The organism is Microcoleus sp. FACHB-SPT15, assembly GCF_014849525.1.
GTDB classification, from domain to species: domain Bacteria; phylum Cyanobacteriota; class Cyanobacteriia; order Cyanobacteriales; family Coleofasciculaceae; genus Symplocastrum; species Symplocastrum torsivum.
The window spans coordinates 17,222-33,856 of the sequence record NZ_JACJNU010000026.1; the positions used below are offsets into that span (position 1 = coordinate 17,222).

The window sequence follows — 16,635 nt, forward strand, 5'->3', positions numbered from 1 at the left end:
TCGGAATTGTTGATAAAGCGTTCTGTTTCTAAAATCGCTTGTTTGGCTTGATGAACTACTCCGACCTGCTAACGCTGAGGTCGGAGTTTCCAACTCCCTCAGCAGCAGATAGTTGTTTTTGTCGCTTCTTCGCCCCTAGTTGTCTCATGCTTCCGCACGAAGTAGAGCTAGGCGACTCTGCGACTAAAGAGGCTCGTTCCAAACCCCTTGCCCAAATCAAATTGACCTGAGCTGCATTAACATCCCTATCCTCAACGTTGTTACAGTTGGGATTAGAGCAAACATGAACTCTATCCGCTAATGTCTTAGGCGTTAACTCCCAACATTTTGCACACCGCTGAGTAGGCTTAAGTGTTTGAGTTGGAGACTCTACATAGAATCCCCCTGCCTCAGATAATTTGTACTCAAGCATTTGTCCAATCATTCCAAAGCCAACGTCTAAGATTGAACGGTTCAGCCCTGACTTTTGAGCTTTCCGTTTACCCTTTTTGGCTTTTCGTGTCATCCCCTTGACATTTAACTTCTCGCCAGCAACTAGGCTATTACCGCTAACTATGTTACTGGTTGTTTTGTGCAACCAATCTTCTCTTTGACGGGCTACTTTTCGCTGTAATTGCGAAACTTTTTGACGCTCACGATTCCATCGTCGTGAGGCTTTTACTCTCTTGTTTCGATTGGGTGCGCGTTTGCGTCGCAAGTTTTTGGATGCTGCTTTGATTTGACGCTGACCTTTCTTGATGAAGTCGGGTTTGGCTATCTTCTCACCAGTCGAAAGCGTAATCGCATCCTTGCAGCCCAAATCGATACCGACAGAATCAACACCTGTATTGCGAACTGGAGAACACTGAACAGTAATAGATACAAACCATGCTCCATTGCGGAACATGATAGTGCAAGTAGTAGGAACTCCCCACGTCCTCGCCTGTCCACGCATCTGAATTTTACCCAGATTGGTAATATTTAGATGCCCGTTTTTTCCATCCGTCTCAGCCTTCCAGCCAGATTTGCATGGGTAAGTCCAACCACCATAGCGACGGGACGCTTTAAATTTCGGGTATCCCCCTAAGCCTTTAAAAAACCTCGAAAACGCAAAATCTACCCGCTTTAAAGTAGCTTGCAAAGCATGAGAGCCTAAAGGCTTATACTCTGTCCAGACTTCTTTAAAATCAGGTAGACAATTCTGTTGCTCCAGGTAATTAACAGAGTGACCAAACTTTTGATACTGAGTCTTTCTGTTATACAGGGTGGCATTATACAAAGCACAATGAAGCTTGCGCCAGTAGTGAAGCGTCTTCTCCTGCTGACGGTTTGGATTAAGCTTGAATGTGATGCGCCGTGTTGTTACCATGTCAGTATTGTACACCCATTTGTGAGTGCATGGTAAAAACTGAAAGACTTAACATTAGAACGACAGAGCAACTCAAGAGCAAAATTGAAGCTGTAGCTGCATTGCGTGGTATTACCGTTTCTGAAATGGTAAATGACTATATCAAGCGGCTTCCCAACCCAAAAAGTTAGTTTGGTCAGCTCCGTCCCTACGCTGACCCGCTACCCCTGGTTACTTCGTTGAACCAGGGGATTGCCGCGAAATGTTCAATGCTTTGAATAAACTCCTCATTTTCGTATCGTAGCCAGACAGGGTTTCCCAAGACGACAGGAAAGCGGGAAGCGTGCGATCGCGCTTGTAATATGGCTGTTTGTAATTCTTTAAGCAGGTGTTCTTGCTGATGGGCGCGGGTTAATTGAACAATTGCCCGATTTTGATAATGCTCTCCAATCGCTAACCCAGCAATCGTTCCTGAAATTGCAATTCCTACAGCAAGCGCGTACCCAGCACCAATTTTTTGCCGAATACTTGCACTTAAGAGCCTGAAGCGTAGTTGGCGCATTGTGCATGGCTTGAGCCAATGTGACACCAAAGCGCTCTTTACCCTGTGCCCTTTTCCCCCTTCATCTGCATGGACAGTTTGATGTTCTTGAACCCGCACCGATGGCAGTAGGTTAAAAACGGCTGAGTACTTATGCCGAGTGGGATGCATTAGTGCCTTGCACCTCAGCCACGAAAGGAATCGCAGCATCTGTCTGGTACTATAAAAATCATTTATAGCAGCTATAAACAGTTCAAATTAAACAACTTTATGAAATTCTTAATAAGTTTTCTCGTGGACTTGTCAAGAATCTATAAGAATTCCTCAGCTAGCTCCTATCTATTTACGGCTGAGAAGACGGCTGATCCCCACTAGTTCCGCTTTCTAACTATTAAATAATCAAGTTTTTGTATCGTAGACAACAATTGATGGGGTAACCTCGCTCTAATATCGCAGCTTGAATGTGTGTCTCTATATCAACAGGCTGAAATTTTAAGAGAGGGGTAGATCAAGGCATGGCAAGGCGATTCGGACGGCGGAAATTTTTGGTCTACGGCTCCGCGACTTTGGGAACAAGCCTTCTATTGAAAGCTTGTGGCGGCAGTCAAACAACTACAGCAGAAAGTCCAACAGATTCGGCATCCCCAGCAGCGGCTAGCAGTAGCGGCGACACGATTAAAGTCGGGATTCTCCACTCCCTCAGTGGCACGATGGCGATTAGTGAAAAGAGTGTCGTGGATGCTGAACAGCTAGCGATTAAGGAAATTAACGCAGCGGGCGGTGTCTTAGGCAAGCAGATAGAAGCAATTGTTGAAGATGGTGCCTCGGATTGGCCGACCTTTGCCGAGAAAGCAAGAAAGCTGATTGACCAGGATAAGGTTCCTGTTGTCTTCGGCTGCTGGACTTCTGCCAGTCGTAAGGCAGTACTGCCAGTTTTTGAAGAGAAGAAACATATGCTCTGGTACCCCGTACAGTACGAGGGTCAGGAGTGTTCTAACAACATTTTCTATACGGGTGCTGCCCCAAACCAGCAAATTGAACCCTCTGTTGATTGGTTATTAGAAAACAAGGGCAAAGAATTTTTCTTGGTAGGTTCTGACTACGTTTTCCCACGCACTGCCAACACAATTATCAAAGCGCAATTAGAAGCCAAAGGTGGCAAAACCGTTGGGGAAGATTACCTGCCTTTGGGTAATACAGAAGTTACGGCGATTATTACTAAAATCCGGGCGGCTTTACCGAACGGTGGGGTGATTTACAACACCCTGAATGGTGACAGTAATGTTGCCTTCTTTAAGCAAATGCAAGGTGCAGGTTTAGGCCCAGATAAGTACCCTGTCATGTCGGTGAGCGTTGCTGAAGAAGAAGTTAAAGCAATTGGTGTCGAGTACCTCAAAGGTCATTATGCCGCTTGGAATTACTTCCAAACCGTAGAGACACCTGCCAATCAAAAGTTTGTCGCGGCGTTTAAGAAAGAGTATGGTGACGACCGAGTGACGAACGACCCGATGGAAGCGGCTTACATTGCTGTTTATTTGTGGAAACAGGCAGTAGAGAAGGCGAAAACGGCTGATGACTTGGAGGCAGTGCGTAAGGCAGCTTATGGACAGACATTGGATGCGCCCGAAGGAACTGTAACAATGGACCCCAACCATCATCTTGCGAAAGTGGTACGGATTGGAGAGGTTCGGGATGACGGTCTATTTGAGATTGTCTATTCGACAGATAAATCAGTTCCGCCAATTCCTTGGAATCAATTTGTTGCTGAAACCAAGGGATTTGCCTGTGATTGGTCTGACCCAAGCAAGGGTGGGAAGTTCAAGACGACTTAAAACGTTGTTGGTTGTTAGTTGTTAGTTGTTAGAACACTCTGAAAATAATCTGTTTTTGAAGGTAATGAGTGAGAGATTGCTCAGAATTCAGCTAACAACCAACAACTAATAACAATAACCAACAACTAACAACTAATTGGAGAAAAGATGTGCTAGCAGGACTGTTAGATGGTCTATTTAGCGGCATTAGTATTGGTGCTGTTTTACTGATTGCAGCGCTAGGACTAGCTATTGTTTTTGGGCTGATGGGTGTCATCAACTTAGCCCACGGTGAGTTGATGATGCTGGGAGCTTACACGACGTTTGTTGTACAAAATGGCTTCAAAAAGCTCGGTGAGCCTTGGTTTGAAGCTTATATTTTCTTTGCCCTGATTCTGGCTTTCCTCGTCGCCGCAGCGGTGGGACTGGCTTTGGAACGGGGGGTAATTCGCTATCTTTATGGACGCCCTTTGGAGACATTGCTAGCAACTTGGGGCGTTAGCCTAATTTTGCAGCAATTTGTCCGTAGCGTGAACTGGGTTATTGTTGTTGGTCTGGTGGTGTTTTGTCTACTATTTTTTGGGGCAATGTGGATTGTCTCTCGACGCTCGGATATAGATCGAATTAGAAACTGGGTAGTGGCAGTAATGTTACCGCTATCAGTGGGGATTGCGATCGCGGTTGGGTCGTTTTTGAGTCAGACTTACAAGCTTGCCGCAACCAAGCCTTGGTTTGGGGCGCAGAATGTGGATGTCACAGCCCCTAAGTGGTTACGGGGTGGCTTACCATTGGGGGCTTTTCAACTTCCTTATGCAAGGCTATTTATTATTGGTCTGACAATTCTTTGTGTTGCGGCGATTTACTTATTTTTGCAGCGTTCGGCTTGGGGCTTACGGATTCGAGCTGTAACCCAAAACCGCAGTATGAGTTCTTGCTTGGGGATTCCGACCCAAAAAGTAGATGCTTTAACATTTGCTCTCGGTTCAGGATTGGCAGGGGTTGCGGGTTGTGCGATTAGTTTACTGGGTTCTGTCGGGCCAAATACAGGTCAGAACTATGTTGTCGATACATTCATGGTGGTAGTTGTGGGTGGTGTCGGCAAGTTGGTGGGGAGTATTTTTGCTGCGCTTGTGATTGGTACAGTCAACTACCTCATTGGTTCAGGAACTCTTGCTTTACTGTTTCTCCCGGTGAAGCCGTTGGCGGAATTCTTTACCTTCTTTGCAACAACCAGTATGGCAAAGGTGATGGTATTTGCTCTAATTATTGCTTTCCTTCAGGTGCGACCGGGTGGAATTTTTCCCCAGAAAGGGCGTTCTGTTGATGCTTAAGCATTTAGCTATCAGCGTTCAGTAGTCAGCTATTTTGAGTTGCCGACAAGCTTATACCGTAAATTTCTATCCCGTACTTCTATGACATCTGATTCAGTTATTGGAATCCCAGGACGTGACCGACGGCGACAGCATCGCCAAGCGCTTTTACTTGAGGTGGGTGTCATTGCCCTGCTTGCACTAATCCTCATTTTCCTGATGCCAGTAATTCTTTCTGGCTTTCGTCTCAGTTTGTTGGGGCGATTTTTGGCATTAGCGATCGCAGCCCTCGGCATTGATTTAATCTGGGGCTATACGGGGATGCTGAGTCTAGGTCACGGCATCTTCTTTGCTATTGGTGGTTATGCCTTAGCAATGCACTTGCAATTAGCCCCTGTGGAAGCAGGCACCCTACCAGAATTTATGAACCTCTACGGAGTGACTGAACTCCCTTGGTTCTGGAAGCCGTTTGACTCTTTCGGTTTTGCGGCGATTTGTGTGATTTTAGTTCCCTCCTTGCTTGGGGCATTGTTAGGATACCTAGTCTTTAGGAATCGTATCCGGGGTGTCTATTTCTCCATCCTTACCCAAGCCGCAACAATTGTTTTTTTCAACTTCTTCAACGGTCAGCAGAAACTCTTCAATGGTACGAATGGCCTAACGAACTACAAAACTCTGCTGGGGGCGAATGTGAATGCACCGCAGACACAGTTTGTCTTCTACACACTGACTGTGTTGTTCCTGGTGGGGGCTTATGTTCTCTCACGCTGGCTGACTAGAGGACGCTTTGGAAACTTACTGATTGCGATTCGTGATGATGAGAGTCGTGTACGCTTTACGGGCTATAACCCTACAGGTTTTAAGGTTTTGGTGTTTGGGATTTCTGCGGGTTTGGCGGGTTTAGCTGGGGCGCTTTTTACGATTCAAACTGGCATCATTTCACCGAAGGCGATGGATATTGCGTTTTCGATTGAGATGGTGATTTGGGTGGCGGTGGGTGGTCGCGCAACCTTGGTGGGAGCAATATTAGGGACGCTGGTGGTTAATTTTGCTAAGAGTCTTTTGAGTGAGAGGTTCCCTGATATTTGGTTGTTTTTCCAGGGGGCACTATTTTTGATTGTGGTGACGGTGCTACCGGATGGGTTAGTTGGTTGGTGGCGTTCTCATGGGGTGGAACGGATGCGATCGCTTTTTGGGTTACGCAAGCGGGTTATAACGTATCCAAGTTTGGAAGAAGACCCGGAGGTGCAACAGGAACGGGAAAATTTGGGGGCGAGGGATTAGTACTTAGTTAGTTATTTGCTCCCTCTTGGTAAAGGGGGTTGGGGAGTTTTTAACGTGGTATCAAAAAAGCATAATTAGTATTAGACGTTGACGTTGACTTACTCATAGCCTACTGTTTTCTGAAAAACCAAGACTTGGGGGGAAGACCCCCCAAACCCCCCTCTGGGGGACGGAGTGCCTCCCCCAGACCCCCTGCACAAGGGGATGGCTGTTGGAGAAGTTAATTGAGTTTATTGGTGTTGCTGACTTCGTTGAGAGATTTAAGAGATGTAGTTTGAGAGGTCGATGCAGTTGACTATTAGGGGCGAGGGAGTATGAACGGGAAAATCCTGGAAACGGAGAATGTGACAGTTAGTTTTGATGGCTTTAAGGCACTCAACAACCTGAACTTCAGTATGGATGCTGGAGAGTTGCGGGTGGTGATTGGGCCGAATGGTGCTGGGAAGACGACGTTTTTGGATGTGATTACGGGGAAGGTACAGCCGACGGAAGGACGGGTGATGTTTAAGGGGCAAAATGTGCGCCGTTTGCCAGAGGAGCAAATTGCTCTTTTGGGAATTGGACGTAAGTTCCAGACTCCGCGTGTCTACCTCAATTTAACGCCTCGTGAGAATTTGGAGCTTGCCTGTAATCGTAATAAGAATGTCTTTTCTACGTTGTTTGGGCGTCCTTCATCGTCTGAACGGACTACGGTTAAGGGTTTGCTGGAAACAATTGGGTTGACGCTTAAAGCGGATTTAGCCTCGGCGTTGCTGTCTCATGGGGAAAAGCAGCGCTTAGAAATTGGAATGTTGGTGGCACAGTCGCCGGATTTGCTGTTGGTGGATGAACCTGTTGCGGGTTTGACGGATGAGGAGACAGAAAATGTCGGAGATTTACTTTTAGCTTTGGCAGAAAGCCACTCTATCTTAGTAATTGAGCATGATATGGAGTTTGTTCGTCAAATTGCTCGTAAGGTAACGGTACTACACCAAGGCTCAGTTTTATGTGAGGGGACGATTGATGAAGTCCAAAATGACCCCCAAGTGATTGAGGTGTATCTTGGAGAACCAATGACGACGGCTGAACACTAGGAACTCACAAAATTACATCTTACTTATATCAATAATGAATCAAGTAACAGCCGATTTACCCCTCCCCTCACCAACTCAGCTAATGTTGCAAGCTAGTGGTTTGAATGTTTACTACGGAGAGAGTCACATTCTTCGGGATGTGGATTTGAGTGTACCAGCCGGACAGATGGTTTGTTTAATTGGCCGCAACGGTGTTGGTAAGACGACGTTACTCAAGACGATTATGGGGTTGCTGAAACCTCGCACTGGAACGATTACCTTAGCTGGAGAATCGATTACCAGTAAGTCACCGGATAAACGGGCGAAGTTGGGGATTGGTTATGTTCCTCAAGGACGGGAGATTATTCCTCGCTTGACGGTGAAGGAAAATCTTTTGCTGGGGTTGGAGGCACGTCCGAGTGGGAGGAAGGGTAATGAGGAAGTTCCAGAGGAAATTTTTAGTCTGTTTCCTGTTTTAAAATCGATGTTGTCCCGGATGGGGGGTGACTTGAGTGGGGGACAACAGCAGCAACTTGCGATCGCACGCGCTTTAATGGGAAAACCTAAATTACTCGTATTAGACGAACCGACTGAAGGTATTCAGCCTTCGATCATCTTAGAAATTGAAGCGGCTGTTCGTCGTATCGTGCAATCTACAGGGATTTCTGTGCTGCTAGTGGAGCAACATTTACATTTTGTTCGGCAAGCGGATAGATATTATGCCATGCAAAAAGGTGGTATTGTTGCATCTGGTGTAACTAGCGAACTCAGCAATGAGGTCATTCAGAAATTTTTAGCGGTATAACGCAAAAGAGAGATGAGGTGGGTAGAGAGATTTCTGCCTCAAGGCTGAATTCGTTAGGATGAGGAGCAAACTCGGCAATAGTTTAGATTACAGTCATACTCGCCGTGTCTTTATCTATGCATCCTCTTAATTCTTGCCTCCTCCCCAAGAAAAAGACTAAAGCTGTTCAACCTCAGTCAATTCACAGATTGAGGAGTGTCTCCACTCCTGAGATCTGGATTAATCGCATCACCCGCCACTGGAGTATCCACAAAAAAATTGGCTTTGGTTACTTTTTAGCGATTAGCGTTGCGGTTTTGGGTACGGGAATCGGGCTAATTGTAGGAGAGCATTATGAAGACCAAGCAATTGATAAATTCAGAGGTATCCAGGAAAGATATGAACGGATGGATAAGCTTGAAAAATCAATTTTAGAGGTCAATCTTTATCAGCAACAACTAACGCTTGAACCTGAGAATCCGGCGCGTCAGCAAGAAGATATCAGTGAATTGCTTGCCAGTGTAGATGAAGCTAGAAAATTCATTGCAGAACTTAAGTCTGATTTAAGAAATGACGACTGGATTACTAAAGAATATGCTTCTAAATTCAAAACATTATTGCAGACTTACGACACGGAGTTGGAAGCGTACACTTTATTAGTACAGTCTTTATCGCAGAAGGTAGAGGTTGATTCTTTAACTCCAGCGGAAATTCAGACTGAAAAGCAGCGGTTGGGGATGACAAACAAGGGAGAACTTATCCCTAAGTTTAAAAAGCTTTCTAGAACTTTAGAAGAACTAGTTAGGTCGAATTCTGCACGACGAGAGCAGGCAAGGAAGACGATGAGATCTGCTAAACTTTGGCAGGTGACAATCATCGTGGCTAGCATGGTGCTGTCAATGGCGATCGCAGTGGCTTTAGCTTACTATACGAGTCGTGCGATCGCGCGTCGGATTAGAACTGTAACCAAGGTAGCAAAGCAGGCTACTCAAGAAGGCAATTTCGATTTACAAGCTCCTGTACTAAGTGATGATGAAATTGGTGTCTTAGCCACGTCCCTCAATCAACTTATCCAACAGGTAGCCACTCAAATCCGGGAATTGCAGCAAGCTCAAGGACAACTCATTCAGAGTGAAAAGATGTCCAGTTTGGGGCAAATGGTAGCAGGAATTGCTCATGAAATCAATAATCCTGTTAACTTTATCTACGCCAATCTTGATTACGCCAATAACTACACACAAGACTTACTAGAATTAATTGCTCTCTATCAGCAGCATTATCCTCAGCCCATACCGGAAGTTCAGACAAAAGTTGACGAAGTTGACCTCACCTTCCTGAGAGAAGATTTACCAAAGATTCTAGCCTCAATGCATGTTGGAGCCGAACGTATTCGTAAAATTATTCTCTCTCTACGAAACTTCTGCCATCTTGACGAATCGGAGCTGAAGCGAGTGGATATTCACGCAGGAATTGAGGATACTTTGTTGATTTTGAAACATCGATTAAATCAGGGTATTAAAGTTATAAAACACTATGATTCTCTACCCTTGATTGAGTGCTATCCAGCTCAGCTCAATCAAGTGTTTATGAATATCCTCAGTAATGCGCTTGATGAACTACTAGACCATCAGGAATTATCAAGTCGGGAGATTGTAATCCAAACCAAGGTTATCGGAGCCAATCAAATAGAGCTAAGAATTCGAGATAATGGGTCTGGAATTCCTCCAGAACTAAAAGATAAGATATTTGACCCCTTCTTCACAACCAAACCTGTTGGTAAAGGAACAGGGATGGGATTGGCAATTTCTTATCAAATAGTGCAGCAACACGACGGAAATATTGAAGTTTTTTCCAAGCCAGGTCAGGGAGCAGAATTTGTATTGAATTTGCCAGTTTCTAAGTAAAAATAGGTGGAGTAACTTCCCTTTTTATCACAGGTCATGATAGATAAATTTATTGCGCTCGCACAAACCGGGAAGAATGAATGGTGGCGTTATCTTTTAGGCATTCTCCTGACTTTCTTTTCTTGGCAAGTAGTTGGTGTTGTTCCTTTCATTCTTTTGGCAGTTTTTCTCCAGTCTGATTCAAGCACTGAAAGTAAATTTAATCCTCAGATTTCAAAATTTGAAGGAGTTGAGCCAATCTTTCCCTATATAGGGCTTAATTTAGCTTTTGTATGTTTTTTGATTGGTTTATATATCGCCGTTCGCTTCATCCACCAGCGTCGTTTTATAACTTTAGTCACTCCAAGCAACAAAATTAACTGGAGTAGGATTCTCCAAGGTATTGGGGTTTGGTGGATTCTTGCTACTTTGATAAGTGTAATTGAGTCGATTATTAGTCCAGAAAATTACCAATTAACCTTTAATCCCGGCAGCTTCTTGATTTTTGTTCCAATCGCTTTAGTGCTAACGTCTCTTCAAGCTAGCACTGAGGAGCTTTTCTTTCGGGGCTACTTAATGCAGGGAATTGGTCTAACCACAAGAAAAGCAATCATTCCAATAGTTGTTACTTCTATTTTATTCATGCTTCCTCATCTTTTGAATCCAGAGGTGAAAGCTGGTTTTTATCTTTTAGCGACTTACTACTTGCTTCTGGCATTGTTTCTTGCCTTTATTACCGTCAAAGACAATAGTTTAGAGCTAGCTTTGGCTGCTCATATAGGAAACAACTTATTTGCTGTGTTATTTGTTAACTACACTGATTCTGCTTTACCATCACCTTCAGTTTTCACAATACAGAAGATTGACCCAGTCTACAATTTAGTCAGTAGTCTTGTGATTTTTGCAGGATTCTATTGGTTCTTTTTTATCAGGAAAACCAGCGAGAGAAGGTCTAATTAAACGGTTACTCAATCCCTATACTCGTTTGGTTGTGCGTTCTGCTGATATTCGTTTAGCAGAAGGCGATCGCATGGTGGTTCTCGCAACAAGTAATGGTTTACGACGGATTGAACATGGCATTGCTAGCATCACACCAAAAGGCTAGCCGTAGTATTCTTTTTTCTATTTGATATTAATGACTCACCATCCACGGCTGTCCTTGCCGTTGTTGGCTATACCGTGATGTTGCAGCTTCCTGATCTTGAGAACGCTTAATTGCCGCTTAACAAACTGTAATTCTCAATACAGATAGAATAATTATCTTAAATTATCGATTATTAAAATTACGTTTTTCCGTAAATTTACGGTTACATCTCAAGAGGTAAGCATTTTATAATCCTCAAGTCGTTGTAAGGAATAAATCTATGTATGAGAACGATTTAGTTCCAGTGAATGCTCAAGCAAACAGCGTCGAGACTATTTTGCAAGCCGCGAAAAAGCTCCCTGTAGACCAAAGAGCTGAACTGGTGGAGACGCTTTTAGGTGAAGAATCAGGTATTGTAGTGCTATCTGCAAATAGTCATCTAGTTGATTATGTTATTGCACAGATGAACCTTTTGTCTTCAGAAGGTTTAGCTTATGTCTTAAAAGCGATCGCATTACGAATTGCTGCTGATGGTCACTGTTCTAACGTCTGATTCGGCTCAAGAAAAACCCCGCATGCATCGTTATAGCGGGGTTCCGGTCATCTAGTGAGTGTGTATTTCATAAAAACTAATTTTTTGATAAAGGTACTAATTCTTTGTACTTACAGATGTATTTCAGATTTTGTTAAGATATCTGAATTCAATAGGTTTTCTATTGTGACTCAACTTGACTTGATTCAATCACTAGTAAAATCAAGTATTGGCATAGTTATACTCAGCAGTATTTCACTTCTTTCTCACCCGAAATTTACCTCGGCGCAACCTAAGATTAGTGTTTGTTACGCAGCTCATGTTCAAAATCGAGGATGGCAGCCTGAAGTTTGTAATGGTGCTGTAGCTGGAACGACTGGACAAAGCCTTCAAATAGAAGCGATTAAAGTTCGGCTGACACCTGTTTCCCCCAATCAATTTATCTGCTATCAAGTTTATGTTCAGGACATTGGTTGGCTCTCCAAAAACGCTTGTAATGGTGAAATAGCGGGAACAACGGGGCAAAGCCGTCGTATAGAGGCGATTAAAATTTGGGTAGGCGGGATTGAATATCCAGGTGTTTGTTATCAAGCGCATATTCAGGAGATTGGCTGGCAACCTCATCCGCATTGCAATGAAGCGATCACGGGAATACCTGGACAAAGTCGTCGCCTAGAAGCTATTCAGATCTTTCTTTCGGAATTCCCTCCGCCCAGACCTTAACTTATAGCAAGCAGAAGGCAGAGGGCAAAGGGCAGAATGGTTATTACTTGTACGTGGTCATTTAGGTGGTTAAATCTGTCCTAATCTTTATGGCGACAGCTATATGTCTAGCAATTTTGTAACAACGACATCAAAAAACCCGCCGACGATGACAGCGGGGAGAAAAAATCTGGGTAGAACGATTAAACAGATTTTTTGAGTCAATGATTGTTACGCACTTGGCTTCATCGCTTTTAGACGACGCTCATCTATTTTCTTACCAGGAATGAGGTTCAATATTTTCATAGCTTCCAGGAGCGTCTTCGTCGTGAAGTTTAGCTTGAAGTAGAAAGGCTCTACACGGTTGCGGTTACGGGGAGCTGGCTCCCAGATGCTCAGGCGGTATCCTTGAGTGAGTGGCTCAATTTTGTAGTAAATCATCATAGTAGTGCACCGATTGAAGTAGATGTTGAGATGGACTCCTAAAACTAATGTGCTACAAGAGCAAGCAACAGTCTATAGCTACATGCTCTAAATAGTTCATCAGTTAGAGCGGTGAGTCAATCTCTAGAACAAAGCGATCGCGCTCTTAACGCTTTTGTACCCTCTTCCCTAGGGAAGTACATCAGCTTTAGGCAGAGAAATTGGTTCCTCTAGGTAGAGGCGTTAGGTTCCAGTTCAAAATAAATATAGAACCGGTTCTTCAGCAATATTGCCACTGAATGCAGCAAGATTCTGTCCATTCCTATCGATTTAGCTGGTTTGATTGGTTTTGTCTTTGGTATCCTCCAGGTTGGCTGATTTTATTCAACCGCCACTGGCAATGCTACCAACCAAATCCTGAGGGCTGGAATTGGCTGGAATATGTCTTGTTCCTAATTCCAGGAGGATTTTATCTGGCGCTCTTGCTTCGCTGGCTACGTCTTGGTTGCCGCTTCCCTCGTCAAGAAGTTGGGCAGTTTAACCCCAATTATCAACAAGCCTTTCGAGATGAAGTCCTTGCAGTAATTGTGAAGCATTACTTTCGCACTGAATTGCACAACGTTGAACATCTTCCCCAAACTGAGCCTTTGATTGTGGCAATGAACCATGCTGGGATGTGTTTTCCTTGGGATTTCTTAGGGTTAGCCTATCTCCTGAGCGAGACACGGGGATGGGTGGTGCAACCCCTAGCTGGTACTTCTTTATTTGAGCATCCTTGGATAATTTGGTGGCTTCCGCCGGGATGGTCGAAAGTTTTGGGTGGTGTTCCAGCCAAACTTGATGAGTTTGAAGCAGCAGTGGCTCACAAAAATGTTCTGCTGTATGCCCCAGAGGGTTTACGTGGCCCAGGTAAAGGTTGGTTAAAGCGCTACCAACTTGAGACGTTCCATCCTAGCTTTATTCGCTTAAGCGATCGCTACCACATCCCAATTCTGCCAGTAGCTTGCATTGGTAATGAGTCCTTACATCCTTGGACATTTAATCTCAAAAAACTGGCAAAGCGATTTTACTTGCCCTTCTTGCCCCTCTCGCTTTTGATGGTTGTCTTCTTACTGTTCCCTTCAATGGGTGTCTGGGCAATGAGAACAAAGCTACGCTATTACCTTCAACCCCTGTATCAACCTTGGACAGAAGTAGAACCAGTGCAACAGCAACAGACTCATTTAGGGGAAGTGCGATCGATCGTTTACCAAGGGGCGCAACGATTACGCGAGAAGCTGCAAATCACTATTAATCAGCTTATAAGCCACAAGCTAGATAATTCTTAACCTACAAAATGTTGGAATTATTTGTGTGAATTGCAACTCAACCAATGGTTAAAACTTAAAGCTGAAAAAAGGTAAGCCATGGTCATTGTGAGTTACTAACAATAGGGTAAATACCAAAACAGTACTAATAATCGTAAACGACAGGGCAATTGGCCCTTTTCGACTCAAAAAGCCAATTATGAGTACAAAGCCAAAAAAAAGAATCGCTGAGAAAATTAAGTCTAATCTTCTCATATTCCAAGCTATTAAAGGGTCTTCAAGATTTGTAAACATAATATAACGTAGTTGATTTTCGTCAATATTTGTAGATTAACAACAGACATAACCTCTTTATGTAACACATCTTACCGTCCTTTATCTTGACACTTCATTTATTACTAAAGGAGTAGGAAGACAAAGGACACAGTAAGGGCAGGTGTTGGACAACATGGAGATAAGAAGAGGCACAAGGGAGATAATACAGAGAGTTGATGAAATTGGAGACTTGAGAGCCTGTAGAGTAGATGTACCAATTTTCTCCAAAATCTCACTTTCTCTTTCTGCGATATTTGCCCAAGCTTGGTGTGAAACCGTGGGGTACAAATGACTCAAGTTTCGATGTCCACTCTGATTTCTGGGGCACGTTCAGGTCAGCTTGTGAGCTTTCCAACCGATACGGTGCCAGCCTTAGCTGTGCGTCCAGATTGCTCAGAACTGGTGTTTGCGGCTAAGCAACGGAGCCAAGCAAAACCCTTGATTTTGATGGGAGACTCCGCTGAGTCTCTTTTGCCGTATATATCTGGCACAGTCCAGGAATTGGAGATTTGGCAGCGAGTCGCAAAGCAGTATTGGCCTGGGGCACTGACGTTGGTGTTACCTGCATCTGCTAAAGTTCCGGCGGCAATGAACCCAACTGACCCGACAACGATTGGAATACGAGTGCCAAACTCGGAAATTGCGATCGCTATCCTATCTGAGACTGGACCTTTAGCGACAACTAGCGCCAATCGTTCCGGTGAACTGCCTTTGCAAACAATTGCGGAAATTGAGGCGCAGTTTCCTGAAGTTCTCACACTCCAGACTACTGAATTAGAAGCTGTCAAACCAGTAACTACGGGTGTCCCTTCTACAGTTGCTAAATGGACACAGGGACGTTGGGAAATCTTGCGCCAAGGTGCTGTCCAACTGGAGGGTTAAACGTTATAGATTATCACATTTTAGTATGTACATCATGATGTGTAGAAAATAGGGGGATCGCTTTCAAGGATAGGTTTCTACTAAGTGCCCTCAATAATGGGGCGGTTGGTCACTGTCCTCCAAAGCCTTTGCCTCGCATAGATTTCGACCAAATCAGCAATTCGCCATTTTGACCACCAGCAGCAAGTTGATGTCCTTGGGGATGCCAATCCAGACAGGAAAAACCGTCGGGTGCGCCCTCCAAAACTTGTGCAACTTTTTTGGCTTTGTGCCAAAGACAAACTTGACCGTCGTCAGCGGCTGATGAGAGAACAAAGGTGTCAGGTTGAAAGGCTAAAGCCTGTACCATGCCGTCATGAGCCTCCAGCACTCGACCGTCCCAACCGCCTAACTCCTCAGCCTGCTTTTCCCAAACCACAACACCCTCCATGCTGGACATGGCTAATAGGGGAGCACCTACCGCCGTCACTGGCTTCGACCACACTAGATTGCGGATTTTACCGGGAAAGCCGCGCATGACCCAGGGGTCGAGGTAGCCCCATTCCCAAACCGTTAGAGTGTTGTCCAGATTGCCAGCCGCCAAGTACTTGCCATCAGGCGACCAAGCGATCGCGACACTAGCGGTAGGCAGAGCAAAGAAACAGGGGTCATCATTCAAATCAGCAGCATTCCAAACCTTAACTCCTTTGTCGCCACAGACGGCTAGATGCTGTCCCGATGGATACCAGGATATCCCCAGTACCGACGACTCCTCAAAATTGAGTGTCGCTGCCACTTCACCCGCGTCGGCATCCCACACTTGGACGTGACGCTGTAAACAAAAGGCAAGCTGGTTGCTTGTGGGACTCCAACTGAGCTTGTCAACCCAAGCTGGGGCATTTTCTAGGGTGTGCAGGGGTCTACATCTGTATACTCCTGCATCTGGATGCAAACACCAAATTTTCACCCGTCCATCCTGACCGCCAGCAGCAAGAAATTCTCCATCCTTTGAGAAACCAAGGCAGTCTATTGACTGACCCTCACCAACTTGTACGGGAATTAAAGGCGATGCCACCTCGCCTTGACTGGACAAATCTAACCAAAGCCTTACCTCCCCTGAAGCAGAACCGACAGCTAAAGTTTTCCCATCCGGCGACCAGGCGAGCGCGGTCACATATTCTGAAAGTGTTCCCGAAAAGTGTCGGTCAAACAATTTTTTGTCAGTAGCACCTAAGCGATACACGCTAAAAAGTCCTCTCTTCATTTTCATAATGATAATCATTATCAAAACAAGAGAGAAGAGTCTCGGGACTTAGACAAAAATTAAGCCCAAATAAACCCTAAACTGGCTTTGTAAGCAGCAAACACGTCACGATTTAGGTTCAACCAATCAAAAAATCGAAAAGACATAGCTGTTCT

At 44.7% G+C, this 16,635-nt stretch carries 15 protein-coding genes; 11 read left to right on the forward strand and 4 right to left on the reverse strand.

Annotated elements, in window-relative coordinates:
- Positions 1 to 55: 55 nt before the first annotated feature.
- Together H6F98_RS08135 and H6F98_RS08140 are read right to left on the reverse strand one after the other, a co-directional pair.
- The gene (locus tag H6F98_RS08135) at positions 56 to 1,348 is read right to left on the reverse strand and encodes an RNA-guided endonuclease TnpB family protein (RefSeq protein WP_192218167.1); all 1,293 of its coding nucleotides are present in this window, start codon (positions 1,346 to 1,348) and stop codon (positions 56 to 58) included.
- A gap of 187 nt (positions 1,349 to 1,535) precedes the next feature.
- On the reverse strand, positions 1,536 to 2,039 hold the full coding sequence (locus H6F98_RS08140; RefSeq protein WP_192218168.1) for a hypothetical protein: 504 nt from the start codon (positions 2,037 to 2,039) through the stop codon (positions 1,536 to 1,538).
- Between the two features lie 344 nt (positions 2,040 to 2,383).
- On the opposite strand from H6F98_RS08140, the gene urtA reads away from it, so the two are divergent.
- From urtA to H6F98_RS08185, 9 genes are all read left to right on the forward strand, one after another.
- Complete coding sequence (gene urtA / locus H6F98_RS08145; protein WP_192218169.1) at positions 2,384 to 3,700, forward strand: urea ABC transporter substrate-binding protein; 1,317 nt, start codon at positions 2,384 to 2,386, stop codon at positions 3,698 to 3,700.
- Between the two features lie 149 nt (positions 3,701 to 3,849).
- Positions 3,850 to 5,010, forward strand: coding sequence for an ABC transporter permease subunit (locus H6F98_RS08150; protein WP_192218170.1), 1,161 nt, complete (start codon positions 3,850 to 3,852; stop codon positions 5,008 to 5,010).
- A gap of 81 nt (positions 5,011 to 5,091) precedes the next feature.
- The gene (urtC, locus tag H6F98_RS08155) at positions 5,092 to 6,273 is read left to right on the forward strand and encodes an urea ABC transporter permease subunit UrtC (protein WP_192218171.1); all 1,182 of its coding nucleotides are present in this window, start codon (positions 5,092 to 5,094) and stop codon (positions 6,271 to 6,273) included.
- Positions 6,274 to 6,587: 314 nt separating this feature from the next.
- Positions 6,588 to 7,346 (forward strand): urea ABC transporter ATP-binding protein UrtD, encoded by a 759-nt coding sequence (gene urtD, locus H6F98_RS08160; RefSeq protein ID WP_192218172.1) that lies wholly within the window; start codon positions 6,588 to 6,590, stop codon positions 7,344 to 7,346.
- A gap of 82 nt (positions 7,347 to 7,428) precedes the next feature.
- Entirely contained in the window at positions 7,429 to 8,130 is a 702-nt protein-coding gene (gene urtE, locus H6F98_RS08165) for an urea ABC transporter ATP-binding subunit UrtE (protein WP_192218183.1), read from the forward strand.
- 116 nt (positions 8,131 to 8,246) lie between these two features.
- Entirely contained in the window at positions 8,247 to 10,013 is a 1,767-nt protein-coding gene (locus tag H6F98_RS08170) for an ATP-binding protein (protein ID WP_192218173.1), read from the forward strand.
- 36 nt (positions 10,014 to 10,049) lie between these two features.
- Positions 10,050 to 10,952, forward strand: coding sequence for a CPBP family intramembrane glutamic endopeptidase (locus tag H6F98_RS08175; protein WP_192218174.1), 903 nt, complete (start codon positions 10,050 to 10,052; stop codon positions 10,950 to 10,952).
- 404 nt (positions 10,953 to 11,356) lie between these two features.
- Positions 11,357 to 11,629, forward strand: a complete 273-nt coding sequence (locus tag H6F98_RS08180) for a hypothetical protein (protein WP_192218175.1) — start codon at positions 11,357 to 11,359, stop codon at positions 11,627 to 11,629.
- A gap of 165 nt (positions 11,630 to 11,794) precedes the next feature.
- Positions 11,795 to 12,331, forward strand: a complete 537-nt coding sequence (locus H6F98_RS08185) for a hypothetical protein (RefSeq protein WP_192218176.1) — start codon at positions 11,795 to 11,797, stop codon at positions 12,329 to 12,331.
- A 210-nt stretch (positions 12,332 to 12,541) separates the two neighbouring features.
- Here the strand turns inward: H6F98_RS08185 and H6F98_RS08190 are convergent, their stop codons facing one another.
- Positions 12,542 to 12,754, reverse strand: coding sequence for a hypothetical protein (locus H6F98_RS08190; protein WP_192218177.1), 213 nt, complete (start codon positions 12,752 to 12,754; stop codon positions 12,542 to 12,544).
- A gap of 278 nt (positions 12,755 to 13,032) precedes the next feature.
- Between H6F98_RS08190 and H6F98_RS08195 the strand changes: the two genes are divergently transcribed.
- Both H6F98_RS08195 and H6F98_RS08200 read left to right on the forward strand, forming a co-directional pair.
- A complete protein-coding gene (locus H6F98_RS08195) occupies positions 13,033 to 14,061 on the forward strand; it encodes a 1-acyl-sn-glycerol-3-phosphate acyltransferase (protein ID WP_192218178.1) in 1,029 nt (342 codons plus the stop codon).
- 582 nt (positions 14,062 to 14,643) lie between these two features.
- Positions 14,644 to 15,237, forward strand: coding sequence for an L-threonylcarbamoyladenylate synthase (locus H6F98_RS08200; RefSeq protein ID WP_192218179.1), 594 nt, complete (start codon positions 14,644 to 14,646; stop codon positions 15,235 to 15,237).
- Positions 15,238 to 15,346: 109 nt separating this feature from the next.
- Here H6F98_RS08200 and H6F98_RS08205 read toward each other — a convergent pair whose 3' ends face one another.
- Complete coding sequence (locus H6F98_RS08205; RefSeq protein WP_242058439.1) at positions 15,347 to 16,486, reverse strand: WD40 repeat domain-containing protein; 1,140 nt, start codon at positions 16,484 to 16,486, stop codon at positions 15,347 to 15,349.
- Positions 16,487 to 16,635: the final 149 nt, after the last annotated feature.